Below are 20,936 nucleotides of genomic sequence, written 5' to 3' on the forward strand. Positions count from 1 at the left end.
CCAGGCAAGATCGTTCCGCAATAGCTCAGTGGTAGAGCAACCGGCTGTTAACCGGTAGGTCGTAGGTTCAAATCCTACTTGCGGAGCCACTTTTCTCTTTTTGGAGAGCTGTCCGAGTGGCCGAAGGAGCACGATTGGAATTCGTGTAGGCGGCAAAACCGTCTCAAGGGTTCGAATCCCTTGCTCTCCGCCAGTTTTTCAATCAATAGTATGGCCCGTTGGTCAAGCGGTTAAGACACCGCCCTTTCACGGCGGTAACACGGGTTCGAATCCCGTACGGGTCACCATTTAAATTTTATATCGTCGCGGGGTGGAGCAGTCTGGTAGCTCGTCGGGCTCATAACCCGAAGGTCGTTGGTTCAAATCCAGCCCCCGCAATTAGTGTGGTCCTGTGGTGTAGTGGTTAACATGCCTGCCTGTCACGCAGGAGATCGCGGGTTCGACCCCCGTCAGGACCGCCATTTTTTAATTTAATTACTACATACATGGCTTTGTAGCTCAGTTGGTAGAGCAAAGGACTGAAAATCCTTGTGTCGGCGGTTCGATTCCGTCCAAAGCCACCATGTGGGGGGGTAGCGAAGTGGCTAAACGCGGCGGACTGTAAATCCGCTCCCTCGGGTTCGGCGGTTCGAATCCGCCCCCCCCCACCACTTAGGGGCATAGTTTAGCGGTAGAACTACGGTCTCCAAAACCGTCAGCGCGGGTTCGATTCCTGCTGCCCCTGCTTTCTAATATAATTATGGCGATTGTGGCGAAGTGGTTAACGCACCGGATTGTGATTCCGGCATTCGAGGGTTCAATTCCCTTCAGTCGCCCCATTTTATTGGGCTGTAGCCAAGTGGTAAGGCATCGGATTTTGATTCCGACATGCGTAGGTTCGATCCCTTCCAGCCCAGCCATTATGCGGAAGTAGTTCAGTGGTAGAATACGACCTTGCCAAGGTCGGGGTCGCGGGTTCGAATCCCGTCTTCCGCTCCATTAAATTTGGCGCCATAGCCAAGTGGTAAGGCAGAGGACTGCAACTCCTCTATCGTCGGTTCGATTCCGACTGGCGCCTCCAACATAATATGCCGGTGTGGCGGAATTGGTAGACGCGCACGACTCAAAATCGTGTTCCTCTGGAGTGTCGGTTCGACTCCGACCACCGGTATCCGTAGATCCTAGCTGAGGCTAGGGTCTTTTTTGTATGTGAAAGTTTAAAAATAAAGGGAAGTGAGCGATGCGTAATGAATAAGCAAGGAGTGTACGACTGTGCAAGGGGACGAAGGGGGAAGTACATTGCCAACAAATCAAATCGCTCAAGCTTTTATGAGGTTTGCTGCAAACGAGTGTAGAGGTTCGAGTGTTCTTAATGAATCATTGTCGAACGAGATAGCGACAGACGTATCGATTCTCACATTATGTGAGCAAGCCAATTCGGGACAGCCTGTTCCAAACTTGTTGTTTGGGGCAGTCCATTATCTGCTCTTGAGTGGGCACCAGCATCCATTAGGCGACTATTACCCATGCGTGGCCATTGAAGCGAAAAAGGTGGATGAAGGACGATTTCCGAGTTTTCAGCAATTTTGCACGACTTATGAAACTGAGTTGGTTGCTCTCTTACAGACTAGGCTCGTTCAAACGAACGAAGTGAGACGATGTGCGTATTTATATCCAGTGTTCGGTATGATTTCTAGATACTCAAAGCAACCGTTGGCTTTAGTAGAGATTGGTACGAGCGCCGGTCTACAGCTCCTATGGGATCAGTACAGCTATCGATATGACGACAGCGAACTGGTCGGGAACGTCACGTCATCTCTCGAGATTTCAGCGGAGGTGATTGGCGAAGGAAGACCTCGACTGAATCTACAGCTTCCTCCAGTCCGGGAACGAATCGGGTTCGATTTGAATATCGTCGATTTGACCGATGCAGATGAAAAATTGTGGTTGAAGGCTCTCATCTGGCCGGAACATGAAACTCGTCTAGAACTATTTGAGCAGGCGAGCGCGTTGGTTGGGTCACAACCATTGGAGTTGATTCAAGGGGATGGAGTTCAATTATTAAAACCACGGGTCGATTCAATTGATCGGGATACCATCGTCTGTATTTTCCATACACATGTGGCGAATCAGATGCCGCTTGAAACCAAGCATGAGCTTTTATATCAAGTCGACTTGATAGGTGAGAATCGGGACGTCTGTCACATCTATAATAATGTCCAAGACAAGCTACTCCACCTCGATCTTATTATCGACGGCAGAAAGAGTGAGTTCGTGCTCGCCGAAACGGATGGGCATGGACGTTGGTTCAACTGGTTGTTACCACCAGAAGCGCAAGAAAGTCTTCAGCGAAGACTCAGTAAGCTCTAACCTCGGTTAGAGCTTTTTAAGATCAATGAAAAAAAGAACCATCACGGAGATGATTCTTCATATGACGTGTACGTCGATTCATTCAATGTGTTCAAGTATTCTGGTCCGAAGTTGTTCAAAATAAAGAGGTCTTCTTCGTTCTTGGTAGCTAATCCGTTCGAGAAACCTCTACTCGCTTGGAGAAAGTCCAATAAGCGATCCTGTTCCTTGTCATCTAGAGTGAAGTCACCTTGTGACCAGTGATCAAGCATCGTTTTCAACTCGGCGTACATTCGATCATTTATTTTAAATTTAGTTTTTAAGAGCTCCAAGTATTCAGCTGACTGTTGAATGTTCTGTGGTGTCATCGGAATCGCTACCCATTTGGAACGGGCTGATATTTTTTGATGTGTCATCAAGTGCATGCTTTTGATCAATTCAGTTCGATTTGGTTTCTCTTCATTGAAAGAGACCTATAATTCAACGCGAGTCTTTGCGGTGGAGTTGCCTCTGCGGTCTAATGGGTCTTCCTTGAATACTTCGATTTGTAGTTCTTTGACGCGGTTTACGTATTTGTCATCAAGATTCTCATTCTCGACACCTTGACTTAAGTTTTTATAAAACGTGTAGCTGATCCAAAAAACTGGAATGAGCAAGATGAGGACGCTCGTCGTGATGATGAGTCGCTTCAGGGTAAATACCTGTTTCAGTTTTTTGAACAATATCATTGCCTACTATCTGTACATAGTTGGATTTAACACACTTCAAATGCTATTAATCCCATATAAGGAATTTATATGGAAAAATAGATAAAAAAACAAAAAAATGATTTGATAACTCATTTGGAATGAACGATTTTCCTTCTGTGATGTGATATAATTACCTGGTAATAATATTTTATGATGAATAAATTTTAGTGACGGTCACGTTGCTCGTCAATCTCATAGTGCATTTGGTTTCATATTTCATTTTTGTTGTCGTTATCGCTATTTGCAATTGAGGAGGAAGTTGTACATGAGTAAAGAAAAAATCGCCCAGCTCCGAAAGCACGTCTCGCCGTTTGAAAAGGCCGACGTGAAGAAGAGCGTCCGGCAGATGATCAACACGATCTTGCCGTTTCTTGCAGCCTGGATTCTTGCCTATCAGGCGCTCCAAATCTCGGTCTTCTTGACCATCCCGCTCGCCATCGTCGCAGCTGGCTTCGTCGTCCGGATGTTCATCATTTTCCACGACTGTACGCACGGTTCGTTTTTCAAGAATAAGAAGGCGAACGCCATCGTCGGGACGATTATGGGGATTCTAACGTTGTTCCCATATGAGAAATGGAAACGAGAGCATTCGATTCACCATGCTTCGAGTGGTAACTTGGACAAACGTGGCGTCGGTGACATTTGGGTCATGACGATTGAAGAATACGTCGAGGCATCGAGATGGACTCGATTGCAATATCGTCTATACCGTAACCCGCTCGTCATGTTCGGTCTCGGCCCGTTGTTCTTGATTCTTATCACGAGCCGTTTTAATCGGAAAGATGCGCGTAAAAAAGAACGGAACAACACATATCTCATTAACTTGTCGCTCGTCGTGCTCTATGCGCTCGTCATCGCGCTCGTCGGTTGGAAAGCGTTCTTGATCGTTCAAGGCACGACGATGTTCACAGCCGGTGTCCTTGGAATCTGGTTGTTCTACGTACAGCATACGTTCGAAGACTCATATTTCGAGGACGAGAGCGAGTGGGACTATGTGAAGGCTGCCATCGAAGGAAGCTCGTATTACGAGTTGCCGAAAGTGTTGCAGTGGGTAACCGGGAATATCGGTTTCCACCATGTTCATCACTTGAGCCCGCGTGTACCGAACTACAACCTTGAACAAGCCCATACGTCGACGCCGCCGCTCCAAAAAGCGACGACGATTGGTCTATGGTCTAGTTTGAAGTCGCTACGCTACAAACTGTACGATGCTCAGAACAAGACGTTCGTCACGTTCCGCGATATTAAGCACTTGCTTCGGGAACCGAAGACGTCATCGTTGTGACGCACATTCCTGCCGACTTTGTCGGCAGGATATTTTTATATCGCCACAGCTATCTTATATTGAGATATGATTTAAAGAAGATAAATAAGGGAACTAGATGTACTCAGACAATAAACGTATAGACTTGATAAGCCATCAAAGAAATTTCTTTAAAAGTGTTGACTTCCGAAAGGTATAGATGTATATTGATTGTAGTCGCTTTTACAGCCGACTCATATGAACCATGCGGGTGTAGTTTAATGGTAAAACCTCAGCCTTCCAAGCTGATGACGAGAGTTCGATTCTCTTCACCCGCTTCATCATCTCTCTGCCGACTGGCGGGGAGATTTTTTGTATGCGAAAATAGGCATGAAAGAGGTGATTCGATGAATGGGATGACCCCGGAAACACTTAAGCAGAAGATTGTGGCGTACGCAACGACAATTGGGATTGACGAGTTGAAAGTGACGACGGCCGACCCGTTCATCGTCATGAAGCAACGTCTCGTGAAGCAGCAAGAAAAGGGATTAGCTTCGGGGTTCGAGGAGCCTGACTTGGACAAACGGACGACACCGACGCTGCTACTTGAAGAAGCGCAGTCGATTATTGCAATCGCTATCCTGTATCCGAGCAAATTGAAGGACGCGCCGCGAAGTGTGGCCGATGAGCGCCGCGGTTTGTTCGCCCGGGCATCGTGGGGGCTCGACTACCATCGCGCTGTCGGCTCGAGACTCGAACAGTTGCAGGCGTATATTGAACAGCTCGTCCCGGGCGTCCGGACACGCTCGATGGTCGATACGGGAGAGCTTGTCGATCGGGCGGTGGCCGAACGGGCCGGAATCGGCTTCAGCGGCAAGAACTGTTCCATCATTTCGCCCGAGAAGGGGTCGTACCTCTACCTAGGCGAGATGATCCTGGACACATACTTACCACCGGACGAGATGATTGAGGACGGGTGCGGAGAATGCACGAAATGCATGACGGCATGTCCGACGACGGCGCTCATCGAACCGGGTGTGCTCGACGCAAAACGTTGCATCGCCTATTTGACGCAAATGAAGACACTCATGCCACGTGAGTTCCGCTCGAAGCTCGGCGGACGGCTATACGGCTGTGACACGTGCCAACAAGTCTGTCCGTATAATCGGAAGAAGGACTGGCGTCATCATGAAGAATTGCTTCCGGAAGCGGAAATCGTCAAACCGTTGCTCGTCCCGCTCTTGAATATGAGCAATCGCGAGTTCAAAGCAAAGTTCGGTCATCTGTCTGGCGCATGGCGCGGGAAAAAACCGATTCAGCGAAATGCAATTCTAGCGTTGGCCCATTATCGGGAACCGTCAGCCGTGCCGGTGCTCGAAGACTTCATCCAACAGGATGAGCGCGAAGACATGCGGGCGACAGCCGTCTGGGCGATCGGGGCGATTCTCGGAGCCGAAGCCGAGACGATTTATCAACAGATTGAGTCGACGGAGACGTCGGAGCTCGTACATGAAGAGATTCGATTATTCCGAGAGGAGTGGAGTCATGAAGACCGTGTCATCTAAATGGGGAACGTTAGCCTATGAATTGAACGCCGATGGAAAGCTATGTGCGTTAGACTTTGCGGAGACGGAAGCGGATGATGGTTCGGCACCAGCTTGGCTGACCGAACTGATTGAACGTGTCGAACAATACGGGCTTCAATCGTCTGACCGCGAGTGGATTGAGATGCATGGGACCGTCTTTCAGCAAGAAGTATGGGATGCGCTCTTAACGATCCCGTTCGGAGAGACGCGGACGTACAAACAAATCGCCGAACAAATCGGACGACCAAAAGCGGTTCGTGCGGTCGGTCAGGCACTGAACCGGAATCCGTTGCCTGTCATTTTCCCGTGCCACCGGGTCGTCGGTAGCGGGGGGCAATTGACCGGTTTCGCAGGCGGTATTCATCAAAAACAACGATTACTTGATCTCGAACAAGTGAAGTGAGGAGTAGATTATGGCAATCCATGTAGTAATGTTCCAACCAGAAATCCCGGCGAATACAGGTAACGTCTCGCGCACATGTGCCGCGACGAATTCGGTGCTTCATTTGATTCGTCCTTTAGGTTTTTCGACAGACGATAAAATGCTCAAACGCGCCGGGCTCGATTATTGGCAGTTCGTAGACGTACGGTATCACGATTCGCTTGACGAACTGTGGGCCAAGCACCCGGACGGAGAGTTCTTCTACATTACCAAGTACGGGGAACAGTACCCGAGTGACCTCGACGTGTCTGCGGTCGACAAAGACTATTTCTTCGTCTTCGGACGCGAAACGAAAGGGTTGCCGATGGAAGTCATCGAGAATAACCTTGACCGTTGCATCCGCTTGCCGCAATCGAACCTCGTACGATCGCTCAACGTCTCGAACACGGCGGCGATTATCGTCTATGAGGCGCTCCGCCAACAAGGATATGCTGGGTTGAAATAAAAAAAGAGCCGGATTCGTGAGAATCTCGGCTCTTATTGATTACCTTCAGGTTTTCTGTTGTATCCAGCTGTAAAGATAGCTGCGAGGAAGACGACGCTGATTCCGACCATTAGTAACAAACCCATCTGAAAATCCCCCTTTTGTTCTCCGTGACTACAAATATTATAATATACTTGATAATAGATTTGCACTGAATATGAGAAATTCTTGTGAAATTGGAGCCGATATGAAAACAAACGTGTACTTGTTAAGCTATGCCCCGTTGATTGGGATTATTCTGTTCTCGATGTCGCTTGCGATCGCCACGAGCGAGTATGTGATTCAATGGTTGACCCGTGTCGGTGTCTACAGCGAGATTATCGCGCTGTTGTCCGTCCAAGAGTCAAAAGTGCTCGTGCTCGTCGTGTTCTTTACCATCTACTTCATGCTGTTCAGCGCCTTCAAGCTCGTGGCCGACACGTTCAATCAACTCGGATTCGCCTTCTTCGCGCGTGAGACGAACGGCAGCTCGCTCCATCGTCTCAAGCCAGGGGCGACGATTTTCTTGGTCGGATCGGGAATCAGCTTCTTGTTCCTGAACTCGCTCCTTGCCGTCATCGCGGTATTGCTCGGCACATTCGTCCTCTATTTGTTCTATTACATATGGCAAGTCAGTCAGTTGATGTCGACGTTTCGGGCGATCGGTCTGCTCTTGATTCAAGCGATGATGTGGGCCATCTTGTTGAGCGGCCTCGCTTGGGCGATGCTCCGCTTGTTTAACTCGGTCGGGGATATCATCCTATGACGGTGAACATGACGATTCCCCTCATGCCGACCGAAGAAGTCGTCCGGGCATGGATGAGATCGATGGTGCCACCGATGGACTTGTTCATGGCGGATGAGAGCCTGGTTGCGCTACTTGGCACAGATGCGAACGTCTTGATTGTCCCGCGAGCGGAATTCAACGTCCATCCGTCTTATCGGGATATTCGACTCGCCAACGCCTATACGTATTGGACCATCGACCGCGAGGCCGCCTTTGTCTTGCATGCGCCACCTGGTTGGATTGCGACATTACCGCCAGCAGTGAGGAGCGAGTTGCTTACCTATCAAGTCACGGTTGGACGGGGGCTCGTTTTCCCGGCGGCTGACATGGAGATCGATTCGTTGGCGACTTCGATTGTGACGGTAAACGGTGTGCCGTATCTCATCTTACATCAGTCAGCCTTTCAGGTGATGCCAGACGAGATGTGTCGTCAACTGACGTTTGAGTACGCCAAAGCCTGGGACGAGTGGACGGCGAGTTCTATTCCCGATACTTGCCCTGACCATGTGCGACGTTTTGCCAACACTTTCCCGGTCACGTCAGGCAGCAATTGCCTCGCGGCCACGCTGTTCGCGGTGACCGGTGCCGAATGGATGGCCACGCAATGGCTCCATCCTGGCACGTTCCTCCAGACACTCGGTCAGGCCGGTTACATGAGAACCGATTCGGGACTGACCGAACGAGGGGACGTGCTCACGTTCGTCGATGAGGCAGGGCGGGTCCAACACGCGACGTACTGCATCGGCGCCGGGATCTTCTTCAACAAGAACGGACAGACGCTGTTCAATCCGTGGAAACTGATTCAACAACATGAACTGTTCGAGGCATGGGGAAATTACACGTGCCATACGTATCGACGATTATAAAAAGCCAGGGACAGCGATGTCCCTGGCTTTTAGCGATGCGCCTCCGTCCAAACGATAGCAGGATAGGCTCGGTTGGCGAGCTCCGGGAACGGCCGCGGCGTGTCGGCGCCGAGCCAGATGGCCGTGATCGTCTCATCGGTTAAGCCGACGTACCACATGTCTTTATGCGAGTTCGTCGTGCCGGTCTTTCCACCGATATAAGGCGCTTTGATTTGGTTGGCGTAACGTCCTGTCCCGTATGTGGTGACAGCGGACAACGCCTCCCGCATCGTCGTGACGGTCGCTTTCGACCAGACGGCTTGCTTCGTCATACTTGGCGTGATTGTAACTGCGCCCGACTCGAAGCGAATCTGTTTAATCGTCTGGCCGGACACGTACACGCCTTGGTTGAGAAACGGGGTATAGGCGGCGGCGAGCTCTTTGGGCGACACGCCTTGGGTCAACCCGCCGAGTGCGCTGGCGAGACTGTTATCGGTCTTAGCGTCCCACTGGCTGAACATCATGTCCGCCGTCGTATACGCTACTTCTTGATCGATTGCGGTGAAGGCGGCGAGCGCCGGCGTGTTGTAGGAATATGCGACCGTATCACGGAACGATACATCACCGAGGACACGATTTCCGCTATTCGTCGGACAATACGTCCCGTAACATACCGGCCGACCGTCGAGGATGGTATCGAGTTTCGCTCCGGTCTCTTCTATATAGGGCGCAAACACGAGGACAGGCTTGATGGCCGACCCAGGTTGGCGGAACGCTTGCGTGGCCCGATTGAATTCACCCGATTGGGTCATCTCTGAATCGACGAGGGCGATGATGCGTCCGTTCGGCGTCAGCTCGGCATAGCCGCCGTTCAAACCGTTCGGCAATTTCGTCATGACTTGTTTCGCCTGTTGTTGCCGGGCGACGGACAGATGCGTCTCGATTGTCGCTTGATTGATCGCCAAGTAGTCTCTGGCGGCCTCTTCATCGAGGTCGTAACGCGAGCGGACGAGTCGGATTGCCTCTTTCATGACCGTATCCATATAATCGGGATATCGGACGACGTGTTGACGATACGTCGCCGTCAGCTTCACCCCGTGATGCGTCTCATACGCTTGTCTCGATATGACGCCGGCATCACGGAGCTGGGTGAGGATTCGATCTTTACGCTCATAAAACGATTCCGATGGATCGAGCGGATCATATAAAGATGGATTGTTCGGAACGGTTAACAGGAAAGCGATTTGATTCCAGTTCAAATCTTCGAGCGGACGAGCGAAATACGTCTCGGCCGCCGCTTGAATCCCGTAAACGTTATGTCCGAAGAAGATGACGTTGCTGTAGGCCGTCATAATTTCTTTTTTACTATATTGTTTTTCAAGTGCCCGGGCGAGCAATAATTCCTTCACTTTGCGCTCGTAAGTCCGCTCGTGCGTCAAATAGACGTTCCGGGCGAGCTGTTGGGTGATTGTGCTCCCGCCCTGGCGCGAGGATTCATTGGCGTTATTGATGAAAGCCCGAGCGATACCGCCGAGGTCATATCCCGGATGGGCGTTAAACTTGCGGTCTTCGATGGTCATGATGGCTTCACGGAGGTGGGCCGGAAAGCGCGCGACAGAGACGTCATCGCGACGACCGTTCAAATAGAGCCGTTCCGTCCCGCCTTTGTACGTCAACGTGACGGCATGTTTCGACGCGAGCGGGGTCGCGTTGACCGTCTTTTCACCCCACGTCATAATCTGTTTCGCTTGCTCAATCTCTTCTTTTAACGCTCCGCTGATCGTCCCGCCGACGGCTAACAGTCCAGCAAAAAATAGTGTCCCAATCCACGCTCGCATCGTCTCACCTCTCTCTTCATACATTATATCGTCAATCTTTCAAAAAAATTCAAAATGTAAACGTTATCATATAATAATTTGGGCAGGAATACATTAGGAAATAGAGAAAGAGGGTAATAGATGATTATATTATGAATTTAGGAGGCTGTACTATGAAGCAAGAAATGGTTGCGATGCTCCTCGCAGGAGGAGAAGGGAAACGACTCGGGCCTCTCACACGGAAGACAGCAAAGCCTGCTGTCAACTTTGGGGGGAAATACCGGATCATTGATTTTCCATTATCGAACTGTACCAATTCGGGAATCACGACGGTGGGCGTGTTGACACAATATGAGCCGCTAGAATTGAACCGTTACCTAGGCATCGGGTCAGCCTGGGACTTGGACCGCCGCAACGGAGGCTTGGCCATCTTACCGCCATACCAAGCACAGTCGGGAAAAAACTGGTACGAGGGTACGGCCAATGCGATTTATCGGAACTTGAGCTATATCGACGACTACAATCCGGAGTACGTGCTGATCCTATCGGGGGATCACATTTACAAGATGGACTATGAGAAGATGCTCGATTTCCATAAAGAGAAGCAAGCCGACGTCACGATTTCGGTCATGGAAGTTCCATGGGACGAGGCGCCGCGCTTCGGGATTTTGAATACGAGCGATGATCTTCGCATCAATGAGTTCGACGAGAAGCCAGAGAAGCCGAAGAGCAACTTGGCCTCGATGGGGATTTATATCTTCAACTGGAAAGTACTTCGGGAGCATTTGATTCAAGACGCAGAAGATGAGACATCAAGTTTCGACTTTGGTAAAAACATCATTCCGAACACACTCCTTGACGGCTTAAACGTGTTCGCTTATAAATTCAAAGGCTACTGGAAAGACGTTGGAACAATCCAATCGCTTTGGGAAGCCAACATGGACTTGCTCGAAGAAGATCCACCGTTCGACCTTTACGATCCGAACTGGAAAATCTATTCGGTCAACCCGAACCAAACACCGCAATTCATCGGGAAAGATGCGTGTGTCGAACAGTCGGTCATTAACGAAGGCTGCCAAATCGAGGGCGAGGTCCAACATTCGGTCTTGTTCTACGATGTACGTGTCGGTGAAGGCTCGCTCGTCAAAGACTCGGTCATCATGCCGGGAGCACGGATTGGAAAAGATGTAACGATTCATCGAGCAATCGTCGCGAGCTGTGCCGTCATTCAAGACGGGGCGACAGTTGGCGAGCCGGGTGGTGAGATCGTTGTCATTGAACCACATGAAAATATCGAGAGCGGCACAGTCTTCAAACAACGTGTTTGATTTAAAAAAAGACCGACGCAAGGAGGCGTTACTGTTGACGAATGATTTGTTAGGGGTCATCAACTTAGGAACTGAAGAGGGCTTATTTCCTGAATTCACGGGGCACCGCAATTTAGCGGCTGTCCCGTTCTCAGGGCGTTATCGCCTAATTGACTTTACATTAACGAACATGATCACCCAAGGTATCAACCAAGTTGGTATTTTCACACTTGATAAATACCGTTCACTCATGGACCACTTGGGATCAGGGAAAGAATGGGATTTAGACCGCTCACAAGGTGGCCTGCACATCTTCCCGCCGGCACTCAAGCCTGACGGAGAAGCATACCTCGGCGATTTGGCCAACTTCTCGATGCACCGCGAACATTTCGTGCGCAGCAAGCAACCGTATGTGGTCATCACAGGTTCGAACGTGTTGACGACAATCGATTTCCAAGACATGCTCGAGCATCACAAATCGATGGGGGCGGATATCACGCTTGCCTATACGGGCCATGAACAGAAATGTGGCTATTGCCGTCCAATCCGCCTCGGCGAGAATGACCGTGTCGTCGGCATCGGTGAGCGCGGATACAGCCCGAGCGATGAGTATACGTATACGGAGACGATTGTCATGTCGAAAAACCTGTTCCTTCGTCTCGTCGATGAAGCGACATCAAAAGGAGAGTACGACTTGCTCGACGGTGTCATCCGTCCGCAGCTGCACCGCCTTCACGTTCACGGGTATCACTATACTGGCAAAATGCAGGTGATTCACTCTGTACTTTCATACTATAATGAGAGTATGCGCTTACTTCGTCATGAGGGAATCATTTACGACTTCCCGCACATCTATACGAAGATTAAACATGAGCCGCCGACGCGCTATTTGAACGGGTCGAAAGTGAATGAGGCGCTCGTCGCGAACGGGTGTAAAATCAGCGGCGAAGTCCAAAACAGTATTCTCTTCCGCGGTGTCGTCGTCAGCGAATACGCCCGCGTCAAAAATTCAATCATTCTATCCAAATCGATCATCGAAGAAGGTGCTGTCGTCGAGAACGCCATTTTAGATAAAGAAGTGGTCGTCAAACGAGGACAAGTCATTCGTGGTACGGTCGATGAGCCGATCGTAATCGGAAAACGGACAACGGTGTAAGGGGGATATTATGAAAATATGGTATGTCGCTTCAGAAGCGGCACCGTTCATGAAAACGGGGGGGCTTGCCGATGTCATCGGCTCGCTCCCTCAAGCGGTGTCTAGCCTTGGTGAAGAAGTGAGTGTCATCATGCCGAAATATGGCACGATCGCTCAAGAATACGTAGATGAGATGGAGTACATGTTCGATCTGATTGTTCCGGTCGGCTGGCGCAAGCAGTTCGGTGCCGTCCTCAAACTTGAACGCGATGGAATCATGTATTACTTCATCGACAACGAATATTACTTCAAACGAGAAGGCGTGCTCTATGGCCATTACGATGATGCCGAGCGCTTCGCATTCTTCTCTCGTGCCGTGCTCGAGATGATCGGGAAGCTCGAAGCGGAAGACGTGCCTGACGTGCTCCACTGTCATGATTGGCAGACCGGTGTCGTCCCAGCCTTCTTGCGGATCCATTATCAACATATCGAGGCGTATCAACGCATTCGTACCGTCTTTACCATCCATAACCTGCAATATCAAGGCATCTTCCCGGAAGCGGTCCTCGGCGAGTTGTTACAGTTCGGTCCGGAACACTTCACGGCAGAAGGGATCCAACATAACGGTCTCGTCAACTACATGAAGGCGGGTATCGTCCACTCTGACCAAATCACGACGGTCAGCCCGTCTTATCGCGATGAGATCATGGAACCGTATTACGGAGAGGGACTCGATGCGACACTCCGTTACCGGTCTGTCGACGTCCGAGGCATCTTGAACGGCCTCGATTTGGCGACCAATGATCCGAGCACGGATAAGCGCATCGCCCAGACGTACAATCTCGATACAGTCAAAGAAGGGAAGCTCGCCAACAAGCGTGAGCTTCAAGAGCGGTTCGGCCTCGAGGTACGTGACGATGTCATGTTGATCGGCTTCGTCAGTCGACTCGTCGAACAAAAAGGTCTTGATTTGATTGAAGCGGTGAGTGAGGAGCTCGGGAACTTGGACTGTCAGTTCGTGTTCCTCGGGTCGGGTCAACCGGAGTATGAGGGCATCGTCCATCACATGACGGCGTCGCACCCTGGCAAGGTCGGGTCGTATATCGGTTTCGATATCGAACTCGCACACTTGATTTATGCCGGATCGGACGCATTTCTCATGCCGTCCCGCTTCGAGCCGTGCGGTCTCAGCCAGCTCATCTCGATGCGTTACGGGACGCTCCCGATCGTACGAGAGACGGGAGGACTGCGCGATACGGTCAAACCGTATAACGAATACACACAGGAAGGCACAGGCTTTGGTTTCTTGAACTATAACGCCCACGAGATGCTCGCGACGATTGAGAAATCGATTCGTGTCTTCTATGATGATAACAATTGGAACGCGCTCGTCCATCAAGCGATGACCGCGGACTTCAGCTGGAAACAATCTGCGAAGCAATACCGTGAGTTGTATCACCTATTTGCATGACCGGAAGGAGTTTTACACACATATGTTTACAGACAAACAGAGCTTCGTCACTTCATTCCAAAAGAGATTTGTCGCATTAAACGGGAAGTCGTTTGATGAAGGGACCGAGCAGGAAGTGTATCAAACGTTGGCAACGATGGTGCGTGAGCAGGCAATCCCGAAATGGATCAACACCCGCGACAAACAAGAAGAAAAACAGAGCAAACAAGTCATTTATTTCTCACTTGAATTTTTGCTCGGTCGTTTTCTGTATAACAATTTGCTCAGTATGGACGTCCTCGAAGTCGTGCAAGAGGGTCTCGATGAACTCGGATTCAACTTCACCGACATCACCGAGTATGAGCCAGAACCAGGTCTCGGCAACGGCGGTCTCGGCCGCCTAGCCGCTTGCTTCCTCGACTCGCTGGCAGCGCTCAGTCTCCCAGGGCACGGAAACGGGATTCGCTACCGATACGGCTTGTTCAAACAAAAAATCGTCGACGGCTATCAAGTCGAGTTACCAGACAACTGGCTTCGTGACGGGAACATGTGGGAGACGCGCCGTGCCGATCGAGCCGTCGACGTCAATTTCGGTGGTTGGATCGAGATGCGGCAAATCGGCGACCGGCTTCGCGTCGTTCACCATCCGGATGAAGTCGTTCGAGCGGTACCTTACGATATGCCGATCATCGGCTACAAAAATGAGGTCGTCAATACGCTCCGTCTTTGGAACGCCGAGTCACCGTTTGACGACGAGGAGTACATGGAACGGACGAAAGGTTCGTACAAAGACCTGCTCAAACACAAACAATCGATTGCGACCATCTCTGAGTTCCTATATCCGGACGACACGACATACGAAGGAAAAGTGTTGCGTTTGAAACAACAGTACTTTTTCGTCTCGGCGGGCGTCCAGTCGATGATCACGTCTTACTTACGTCATAATAAATCCTTGAAACACCTCGGCGACCATTATGCCGTCCATATTAACGACACACATCCGGTCGTGGCTATCCCTGAACTCATGCGGATTTTGATGGACGACCACGGTTACGGGTGGGATGAAGCGTGGCGCGTGACGAAGAGCGTCATGTCGTTCACGAACCATACACTACTCTCCGAAGCGCTTGAGAAGTGGCCGGTCGAGATGTATGAGCGGTTATTGCCGCGTATTTATCAAATCATCACGGAAATCAATCGCCGTTTCTGTAAAGACGTCCTCGTCAACTACCCGCATCTCGAGCCGCATATGGGCGAGATTGCCATCGTGTCGAACGAACACATCAACATGGCGAACCTTGCCGTCGTCGGCTCACACTCGACGAACGGGGTGGCCCGAATTCATACGGACATCCTGAAGCAGCGTGAGATGCGTCACTTGTATGAGATGTTCCCACTTCGGTTCAACAACAAGACGAACGGCATCACGCATCGACGTTGGCTCCTCAAGTCGAACCCACGTCTCTCGAACTTGATTACCGATGCGATTGGTCCATCGTGGATCGAACATCCGAACGATCTTGAGAAGTTGATGGGTGTCTCCAAAGACGCGAGTTTCCAAGAGCAGGTCATGAACGTGAAACAACAGAACAAACTGGATTTGGCCGGCTATATCCAAGCCGAGACGGGCATCGCCGTCGACCCAAACTCGATTTTCGACGTCCAAGTCAAGCGGTTGCACGCCTATAAACGTCAATTGATGGACGCGATGCACATTCATGCGCTCTATCAAAAGATTCAAGCCGATCCGACGTTCACGATGGTCCCACGGACGTTCATCTTCGGGGCGAAGGCGGCACCAGGGTATTATTACGCCAAAGAAGTTATTCGATACATTAACGCGCTCGCAGCTATGATCAACAATGACAAACGGGCGAGCCGCTTCATCAAAATCGTCTTCCTCGAGAACTATCGCGTCTCGATGGCCGAGCGCATCTTCCCTGGTTCAGACTTGAGTGAGCAAATCTCGACAGCGAGCTACGAGGCGTCAGGTACCGGCAACATGAAGTTCATGATGAACGGTGCGCTCACGATCGGGACGCTCGACGGGGCCAATATCGAGATTCGCGATGCGGTCGGGGACGATCACATCTTCATCTTCGGATTGACACCGCAAGAAGTCATGAACTACAAGAAGTTCGGCGGTTATCATGCGGCCGACATCTACCATGCGAACACGGAAGTGCGTAATGTCGTCGACGCCCTCGTCAACGGAACGTTCGACAAGGTCGGAGAATACCAATTCCAAGCCATCTTCGACTCGCTTCTCGTCTATAATGATGATTTCCTCGTGTTGAAAGATTTCGCGTCTTACATGCAGGCGCAACGACGCGTCGACGAGGTGTTCTCGGACAAGGCACGCTGGGCCGAGAGTTCAATCGTCAACACGGCCAAATCGGGAATCTTCTCGAGTGACCGGACGATCACGGAATACGCGAACGCCGTCTGGAACATCAAACCGACGAGCGTGAAATAAAAAAAGCGATCCACCCGTTACGGGTGGACCGTGTTTTCTGGATAACTGATCCAATCAGAGTAAGACCCTGAGTACAGCCGGACGTCATCTTTGCCGAGGGCGTGTAACGCCAAAATGTTCACGCAGGCGGTGACTCCGCTCCCGCAATAGAAGATGGGGTTGGGGACATCGAGGACGTTGGCGTATAGCTCTCTCAAATCATGAAAATCTTGAAGTGTGCCGAGGTCGGTGACGGCTTCGGTATACGGACAAAGGACGGCGTTCGGGATATGGCCCGGTTTGCGATCAATCGGTTCATGGCTGCCGTCGTACCGGTCGGCCGTCCGTGAATCATAGAGCCCGCCCGTGACCGTGGCGGCACGGACGTCTTCGATCGTCGCAATCATCTCGTCTTGGAACGCTGGGACGTAATCTGAGGCGGGGTAGGACGGAACGTCCGTCGTCGTCTCGCCGCAGTAAGTGATGCCGGACTGAATCCCGCCCTCGAGCACGATGACACGCTCATGGCCGGCCCATTTGAATAACCACCAAGCACGGGCGGCATAAGGGAATCCGTCATCGTAAATGATGATCAAATCATCTTTTTGAATCCCGATCCGGCGAAGCGTCTCGGTCCATGCTTCTTTTGACGGCAGTGGATGGCGTCCGCCATGTTCGGAGACGGGACCGGATAAATCTTCCATCAAATCGAGGAAGACGGCGTTCGGGAGATGTCCCTGTCGATACACATACTTTCCGTATGAGGCGTCGTTTAATGAATAACGACAATCAATAAAGCGAATCGAGTCCGTATGGACGATGTGTTTCAATTCTTGGGCACGCATAGTTGGAAACATAGTATCACCTCGAAGTTTCGTTACTCCCATCGTATACAAGATGGAACAAATTGGCGAGTACTTCGATTGAATTTTTGAATGTCGAAAGGGGAACTGACCATGACATGGCAACAGACATATGACCGATGGAAACAACACGAGGCACTCGAGCCACATTTACGCGCTGAACTCGAAGCGCTCGAACAAGACGAGACATCACTCGAGGATGCCTTCTATAAGACGCTCGAATTCGGGACGGGCGGTATGCGCGGTGAAATCGGTCCAGGGGCGAACCGGATGAACATCTATACAATCCGCAAGGCGTCGCAAGGCTTTGCCGACTTTATCGCTGCATCGGGAGAAGAAGCGAAACGTCACGGCGTCGTCATTGCCCATGACTCGCGCCACTTCTCACCGGAGTTCGCACTTGAGGCGGCACGTACACTCGCCTCGAACGGGATTAAGACATACTTGTTCCCTAGTTTGCGAGCGACGCCAGAGTTGTCATTCGCGGTCCGTCACTTGAACGCGTTCGGCGGCATCGTCATCACGGCGAGCCACAATCCGCCTGAATATAACGGCTTCAAAGTGTATGGCGCCGACGGTGGGCAATTGCCACCAGCCGAGGCCGATGAACTCGTCTCGTACGTCAATGCCATCGAGGATGAATTGACGATTGCCGTCAAAGAGGAGGCAACGCTTCGGGCCGAGGGCACACTCGTCACGGTCGACTCATCGGTCGATGCAGCTTACATGGAAGCCCTCCAATCGATTCGGATTCATACGGACGTCCAAGGCGATCCGCTCAAAATCGTCTATTCACCGCTTCATGGCACAGGACGTCGTCCGGTCATGGAAGGATTGAAAGCATACGGCTTCGAACACGTCACCATCGTCGACGAACAGGCTGAGCCGGACGGGGCATTCCCGACGGTCAGTTATCCGAACCCGGAAGAACGGGCTGCCTTTGAACTCGCGATGCAGTACGGCGATCGCGTCGGGGCCGACTTGCTCATGGCGACGGACCCGGACGCCGACCGTGTCGGTTTCACGGTCCGTGACCGCAACGGCGAATGGTTCGTCTTGACGGGGAACCAGACCGGGGCGCTCCTTATGGATTACATCCTGTCTCAAAAAGTGGAGACGGGCACGCTTCCAACGAACGGTTTCGTTGCGAAGACGATCGTCACGTCCGAACTTGGGGCAGCCATCGCCAAGGCGTATGGGGTCCACCTCGAGAATACGCTCACTGGCTTTAAGTTCATCGGTGAGAAAATCAAGCAGTATGAAGAGTCGGGTCAGTATGAGTTCTTATTCGGTTATGAAGAGAGCTATGGCTATTTGATTGGGGACTTCTGTCGTGACAAAGATGCCGTCCAAGCGTGTTTGCTCGGCGCCGAGATGGCGGCCTTCCACAAACAGCACGGCCGTACGTTATACGATGCCCTTCAAGCCGTCTATGAGAAGTATGGCTTCTACGAGGAGTCGCTCCAATCGATGACGTTGAAAGGGAAAGCCGGTCTCGAACAAATCGGTCGAATGATGGAGGCGTTCCGCGCCAATCCGCCGCAGGAAGTCGGCGGCTACGAAGTCGTCCGCTTCGAGGATTACAAGCAACAAGTCGCGACGAACTTGCGTCAAGGAGAGACGGAAGCAATCGAGTTGCCGTCGTCGAACGTACTCAAATTCATCTTCGAGGACGGCTCATGGTTCTGCCTGCGTCCGTCTGGGACCGAACCGAAAATCAAATTCTATTTCAGTGTCCACGCCGATAGCGCGGAGAAAACGACAGTGAAACGGGAAGCGATTGAACGCGATGTCATGAAGCAAGCGAAAGCAATCGATTAATCGACGACACCGCCCTGACGAGGGTGGTGTCTTTTGTTTGACAAGATATGCCCCCGTCAGTATGATGAGTGTATTGTTCATAACCATGTAATCATATACGGATTATCAGGAAGGCGGAAATTACCATGAAAAAATCATTAACAGCAGTACTTGCAATCGGCGCATCGTTCGGGGTGCTCGCGGCTTGCGGGACAGAGACAGACAGCGGCTCAGAAGAAGCCGTCATCACAGTCGGGACAGAAGCGACGTACCCGCCATTCACGTACAAAGACAAAGGTGAAATCACAGGGTATGACATCGACGTATTGAACGAAGCGGCCGAGCGTGCCGGTTACACGGTCGAATACGAGCCGATGGACTTCAAAGGACTCGTTCCAGCACTCGACGCGGAACGCATCGACATGATTGCCAACCAAATGAGTATCACCCCAGAACGTGAAGAGAAATACGCGTTCTCAACTCCGTACGCGGTATCAGGTGCGCAAGTCATCGTCGCTTCGGACAACGAAGACATTCAAGGCATCGATGACCTCGACGGCAAAGTCGTCGGCTCGACACAAGGATCGGTCTACGCCAAGCTCGCTGAAGAAGCCGGTGCTGAAGTGAAGTTCTACAAAGGCGCGAACCAAGTGCTCCAAGACCTTCAAGTCGGACGTCTCGATGCGGCGCTCAACGACCGTCTCTTCATCTTGACGGAGCTAGAGAAGACAGGTTACGACGTGAAAGCGGTAGGTGACGTCTTCAACAAGAGCGAAGCCGGCTTCATGACACGCCAAGACTCGGACGTGCTCGAAGGCTTGAACGAGGCGCTCGCTGAAATGCAAGAAGACGGCACGATGGCTGAGATCGGTGAGAAGTACTTCGGTGAGGACATCAGTCAATGAGTGAACTGATCACGACCGTCATCGAGAACCGTTCGGCCTATATCGAAGCCGTACAATTGACGTTGATCGCCAGTATCCTGTCGATTCTCCTCGCCTTGGTGCTCGGTCTGATCATCGCTGTCTTGCACAGCAGTCCTGTCAAGGTCGTTCGTTTGTTCACGCGTACGTATATTTCGTTTTTCCGGGGCACACCGCTCCTGTTGCAATTGCTCATCTTGTACGTCGGTCTGACCGGTTTCGTCCAGCTGAGCGGGATGCAGGCGCTCATTTTTGGGTTAGGCCTTCACTTTGCGGCCTATATCTCGGAAGCGTTCCGGGCGGCCATCAATTCGGTCGACCGCGGACAAGTCGAGGCGAGTGTCGCCCTCGGGATTCCGCGTGCGAAGCGCTTCAAGGATATCATCTTTCCACAGGCGTTATCCCGTGCAATCCCACCGGTGTCCAACTCGGTCATCGACATCATCAAATCGACGTCACTCGGTTCGGTCATCGCCGTCCAAGAGTTGACGTACGTGTCAGACCAAATCGCAGCGACGACGTATCTCGTCATGCCGCTCCTCTTGTTCTCGGCATCGATCTATTGGATCTTGTCGACGCTCATCCAAGCGGGGCAGCATCGTCTCGAACGTCGGTATGCGATTCGCTGACACAAAAAAATCCCTTCGATTGGTTTGAACTGAACCCCGAATGATGGACACTTGAAAAAAGTGCCTCACTCGGGGTTTTTCGTGTGCGCATGAATCGCTATAATGAACCTATTC

Annotated in this window: 17 protein-coding genes and 14 tRNA genes; 28 read left to right on the top strand and 3 right to left on the bottom strand. The window is 51.4% G+C overall.

Translation table 11 applies throughout. The features are described 5' to 3' along the window. Nucleotides 1–14 precede the first annotated feature (14 nt). From KNP81_RS14690 to KNP81_RS14755, 14 genes are all read left to right on the top strand, one after another. A tRNA-Asn gene (locus KNP81_RS14690) sits at nucleotides 15–89 on the top strand. 13 nt (nucleotides 90–102) lie between these two features. After that, nucleotides 103–193: transfer RNA gene (locus tag KNP81_RS14695), tRNA-Ser, on the top strand. Between the two features lie 19 nt (nucleotides 194–212). Next, nucleotides 213–287 (top strand) — tRNA-Glu (locus KNP81_RS14700). A 17-nt stretch (nucleotides 288–304) separates the two neighbouring features. Then, nucleotides 305–378: transfer RNA gene (locus KNP81_RS14705), tRNA-Met, on the top strand. A 7-nt stretch (nucleotides 379–385) separates the two neighbouring features. Beyond that, a tRNA-Asp gene (locus KNP81_RS14710) sits at nucleotides 386–461 on the top strand. Between the two features lie 26 nt (nucleotides 462–487). After that, a tRNA-Phe gene (locus KNP81_RS14715) sits at nucleotides 488–563 on the top strand. A gap of 3 nt (nucleotides 564–566) precedes the next feature. Next, nucleotides 567–650 (top strand) — tRNA-Tyr (locus KNP81_RS14720). A 3-nt stretch (nucleotides 651–653) separates the two neighbouring features. Continuing rightward, nucleotides 654–724: transfer RNA gene (locus KNP81_RS14725), tRNA-Trp, on the top strand. A gap of 18 nt (nucleotides 725–742) precedes the next feature. Further along, nucleotides 743–818: transfer RNA gene (locus KNP81_RS14730), tRNA-His, on the top strand. Nucleotides 819–824: 6 nt separating this feature from the next. Continuing rightward, nucleotides 825–899 (top strand) — tRNA-Gln (locus tag KNP81_RS14735). A 4-nt stretch (nucleotides 900–903) separates the two neighbouring features. Further along, nucleotides 904–978 (top strand) — tRNA-Gly (locus KNP81_RS14740). 8 nt (nucleotides 979–986) lie between these two features. Then, nucleotides 987–1,060 (top strand) — tRNA-Cys (locus KNP81_RS14745). Nucleotides 1,061–1,069: 9 nt separating this feature from the next. Beyond that, nucleotides 1,070–1,150: transfer RNA gene (locus KNP81_RS14750), tRNA-Leu, on the top strand. Nucleotides 1,151–1,308: 158 nt separating this feature from the next. Continuing rightward, nucleotides 1,309–2,349 carry a DUF2332 domain-containing protein gene (locus KNP81_RS14755; protein WP_214720476.1) on the top strand — a complete coding sequence of 347 codons (1,041 nt, stop codon included), beginning with the start codon at nucleotides 1,309–1,311 and terminating at the stop codon, nucleotides 2,347–2,349. A 41-nt stretch (nucleotides 2,350–2,390) separates the two neighbouring features. On the opposite strand, the gene KNP81_RS14760 is transcribed toward KNP81_RS14755, so the two are convergent. Further along, nucleotides 2,391–2,753, bottom strand: coding sequence for a DUF6241 domain-containing protein (locus tag KNP81_RS14760; RefSeq protein ID WP_353048100.1), 363 nt, complete (start codon nucleotides 2,751–2,753; stop codon nucleotides 2,391–2,393). Between the two features lie 589 nt (nucleotides 2,754–3,342). Between KNP81_RS14760 and desA the strand changes: the two genes are divergently transcribed. The 7 genes from desA (at nucleotide 3,343) to KNP81_RS14795 (ending at nucleotide 8,464) form a co-directional block, all read left to right on the top strand. Then, nucleotides 3,343–4,362 carry a Delta(5) desaturase DesA gene (gene desA, locus KNP81_RS14765; RefSeq protein ID WP_214720467.1) on the top strand — a complete coding sequence of 340 codons (1,020 nt, stop codon included), beginning with the start codon at nucleotides 3,343–3,345 and terminating at the stop codon, nucleotides 4,360–4,362. Between the two features lie 225 nt (nucleotides 4,363–4,587). After that, nucleotides 4,588–4,658 (top strand) — tRNA-Gly (locus KNP81_RS14770). 78 nt (nucleotides 4,659–4,736) lie between these two features. Next, on the top strand, nucleotides 4,737–5,885 hold the full coding sequence (gene queG, locus KNP81_RS14775) for a tRNA epoxyqueuosine(34) reductase QueG (RefSeq protein ID WP_214720477.1): 1,149 nt from the start codon (nucleotides 4,737–4,739) through the stop codon (nucleotides 5,883–5,885). Beyond that, nucleotides 5,866–6,309 (top strand): methylated-DNA--[protein]-cysteine S-methyltransferase, encoded by a 444-nt coding sequence (locus KNP81_RS14780; RefSeq protein WP_214720468.1) that lies wholly within the window; start codon nucleotides 5,866–5,868, stop codon nucleotides 6,307–6,309. The genes queG and KNP81_RS14780 overlap by 20 nt, the downstream gene beginning before the upstream one ends. A gap of 10 nt (nucleotides 6,310–6,319) precedes the next feature. Next, nucleotides 6,320–6,793, top strand: a complete 474-nt coding sequence (trmL, locus tag KNP81_RS14785; RefSeq protein WP_021066740.1) for a tRNA (uridine(34)/cytosine(34)/5-carboxymethylaminomethyluridine(34)-2'-O)-methyltransferase TrmL — start codon at nucleotides 6,320–6,322, stop codon at nucleotides 6,791–6,793. 226 nt (nucleotides 6,794–7,019) lie between these two features. Further along, complete coding sequence (locus tag KNP81_RS14790; RefSeq protein WP_021066738.1) at nucleotides 7,020–7,577, top strand: DUF5366 family protein; 558 nt, start codon at nucleotides 7,020–7,022, stop codon at nucleotides 7,575–7,577. Further along, nucleotides 7,574–8,464, top strand: a complete 891-nt coding sequence (locus tag KNP81_RS14795) for a hypothetical protein (protein ID WP_214720469.1) — start codon at nucleotides 7,574–7,576, stop codon at nucleotides 8,462–8,464. The genes KNP81_RS14790 and KNP81_RS14795 overlap by 4 nt, the downstream gene beginning before the upstream one ends. Nucleotides 8,465–8,493: 29 nt before the next feature. Here the strand turns inward: KNP81_RS14795 and KNP81_RS14800 are convergent, their stop codons facing one another. Next, nucleotides 8,494–10,281, bottom strand: coding sequence for a transglycosylase domain-containing protein (locus KNP81_RS14800; RefSeq protein WP_251130380.1), 1,788 nt, complete (start codon nucleotides 10,279–10,281; stop codon nucleotides 8,494–8,496). Between the two features lie 152 nt (nucleotides 10,282–10,433). On the opposite strand from KNP81_RS14800, the gene KNP81_RS14805 reads away from it, so the two are divergent. Genes KNP81_RS14805 through KNP81_RS14820 form a run of 4 tightly spaced genes read left to right on the top strand, consistent with a single transcriptional unit; the run spans nucleotide 10,434 to nucleotide 16,628 of the window. Then, nucleotides 10,434–11,588 carry a glucose-1-phosphate adenylyltransferase gene (locus KNP81_RS14805; RefSeq protein WP_214720471.1) on the top strand — a complete coding sequence of 385 codons (1,155 nt, stop codon included), beginning with the start codon at nucleotides 10,434–10,436 and terminating at the stop codon, nucleotides 11,586–11,588. 34 nt (nucleotides 11,589–11,622) lie between these two features. After that, nucleotides 11,623–12,723, top strand: coding sequence for a glucose-1-phosphate adenylyltransferase subunit GlgD (glgD, locus tag KNP81_RS14810; protein ID WP_214720472.1), 1,101 nt, complete (start codon nucleotides 11,623–11,625; stop codon nucleotides 12,721–12,723). 10 nt (nucleotides 12,724–12,733) lie between these two features. Continuing rightward, nucleotides 12,734–14,173 carry a glycogen synthase GlgA gene (gene glgA / locus KNP81_RS14815; protein ID WP_214720473.1) on the top strand — a complete coding sequence of 480 codons (1,440 nt, stop codon included), beginning with the start codon at nucleotides 12,734–12,736 and terminating at the stop codon, nucleotides 14,171–14,173. Nucleotides 14,174–14,195: 22 nt separating this feature from the next. Then, nucleotides 14,196–16,628: a glycogen/starch/alpha-glucan phosphorylase gene (locus KNP81_RS14820; protein WP_214720474.1), complete on the top strand. Its 2,433-nt coding sequence runs from the start codon at nucleotides 14,196–14,198 to the stop codon at nucleotides 16,626–16,628. A gap of 17 nt (nucleotides 16,629–16,645) precedes the next feature. Here the strand turns inward: KNP81_RS14820 and KNP81_RS14825 are convergent, their stop codons facing one another. Beyond that, nucleotides 16,646–17,464 carry a sulfurtransferase gene (locus tag KNP81_RS14825; protein ID WP_251128902.1) on the bottom strand — a complete coding sequence of 273 codons (819 nt, stop codon included), beginning with the start codon at nucleotides 17,462–17,464 and terminating at the stop codon, nucleotides 16,646–16,648. Between the two features lie 99 nt (nucleotides 17,465–17,563). Between KNP81_RS14825 and KNP81_RS14830 the strand changes: the two genes are divergently transcribed. The 3 genes from KNP81_RS14830 (at nucleotide 17,564) to KNP81_RS14840 (ending at nucleotide 20,822) form a co-directional block, all read left to right on the top strand. After that, nucleotides 17,564–19,291 (top strand): phospho-sugar mutase, encoded by a 1,728-nt coding sequence (locus tag KNP81_RS14830; protein WP_214720475.1) that lies wholly within the window; start codon nucleotides 17,564–17,566, stop codon nucleotides 19,289–19,291. Nucleotides 19,292–19,416: 125 nt separating this feature from the next. Continuing rightward, nucleotides 19,417–20,175 (top strand): transporter substrate-binding domain-containing protein, encoded by a 759-nt coding sequence (locus KNP81_RS14835; RefSeq protein ID WP_131472218.1) that lies wholly within the window; start codon nucleotides 19,417–19,419, stop codon nucleotides 20,173–20,175. Then, nucleotides 20,172–20,822, top strand: coding sequence for an amino acid ABC transporter permease (locus tag KNP81_RS14840; RefSeq protein ID WP_021066728.1), 651 nt, complete (start codon nucleotides 20,172–20,174; stop codon nucleotides 20,820–20,822). The genes KNP81_RS14835 and KNP81_RS14840 overlap by 4 nt, the downstream gene beginning before the upstream one ends. Nucleotides 20,823–20,936: the final 114 nt, after the last annotated feature.

Source organism: Exiguobacterium sp. s149, assembly GCF_018618395.1.
Lineage (GTDB): Bacteria > Bacillota > Bacilli > Exiguobacteriales > Exiguobacteriaceae > Exiguobacterium > Exiguobacterium chiriqhucha.

Excerpts from the sequence above, each read along its gene's own strand:
- KNP81_RS14755 (WP_214720476.1), top strand. The coding sequence starts at position 1,309 with ATGAGGTTTGCTGCAAACGAGTGTAGAGGTTCGAGTGTTCTTAATGAA.
- KNP81_RS14760 (WP_353048100.1), bottom strand. The coding sequence starts at position 2,753 with ATGCACTTGATGACACATCAAAAAATATCAGCCCGTTCCAAATGGGTA.
- desA (WP_214720467.1), top strand. The coding sequence starts at position 3,343 with ATGAGTAAAGAAAAAATCGCCCAGCTCCGAAAGCACGTCTCGCCGTTT.
- queG (WP_214720477.1), top strand. The coding sequence starts at position 4,737 with ATGACCCCGGAAACACTTAAGCAGAAGATTGTGGCGTACGCAACGACA.
- KNP81_RS14780 (WP_214720468.1), top strand. The coding sequence starts at position 5,866 with ATGAAGACCGTGTCATCTAAATGGGGAACGTTAGCCTATGAATTGAAC.
- trmL (WP_021066740.1), top strand. The coding sequence starts at position 6,320 with ATGGCAATCCATGTAGTAATGTTCCAACCAGAAATCCCGGCGAATACA.
- KNP81_RS14790 (WP_021066738.1), top strand. The coding sequence starts at position 7,020 with ATGAAAACAAACGTGTACTTGTTAAGCTATGCCCCGTTGATTGGGATT.
- KNP81_RS14795 (WP_214720469.1), top strand. The coding sequence starts at position 7,574 with ATGACGGTGAACATGACGATTCCCCTCATGCCGACCGAAGAAGTCGTC.
- KNP81_RS14800 (WP_251130380.1), bottom strand. The coding sequence starts at position 10,281 with ATGCGAGCGTGGATTGGGACACTATTTTTTGCTGGACTGTTAGCCGTC.
- KNP81_RS14805 (WP_214720471.1), top strand. The coding sequence starts at position 10,434 with ATGAAGCAAGAAATGGTTGCGATGCTCCTCGCAGGAGGAGAAGGGAAA.
- glgA (WP_214720473.1), top strand. The coding sequence starts at position 12,734 with ATGAAAATATGGTATGTCGCTTCAGAAGCGGCACCGTTCATGAAAACG.
- KNP81_RS14820 (WP_214720474.1), top strand. The coding sequence starts at position 14,196 with ATGTTTACAGACAAACAGAGCTTCGTCACTTCATTCCAAAAGAGATTT.
- KNP81_RS14825 (WP_251128902.1), bottom strand. The coding sequence starts at position 17,464 with ATGTTTCCAACTATGCGTGCCCAAGAATTGAAACACATCGTCCATACG.
- KNP81_RS14830 (WP_214720475.1), top strand. The coding sequence starts at position 17,564 with ATGACATGGCAACAGACATATGACCGATGGAAACAACACGAGGCACTC.
- KNP81_RS14835 (WP_131472218.1), top strand. The coding sequence starts at position 19,417 with ATGAAAAAATCATTAACAGCAGTACTTGCAATCGGCGCATCGTTCGGG.
- KNP81_RS14840 (WP_021066728.1), top strand. The coding sequence starts at position 20,172 with ATGAGTGAACTGATCACGACCGTCATCGAGAACCGTTCGGCCTATATC.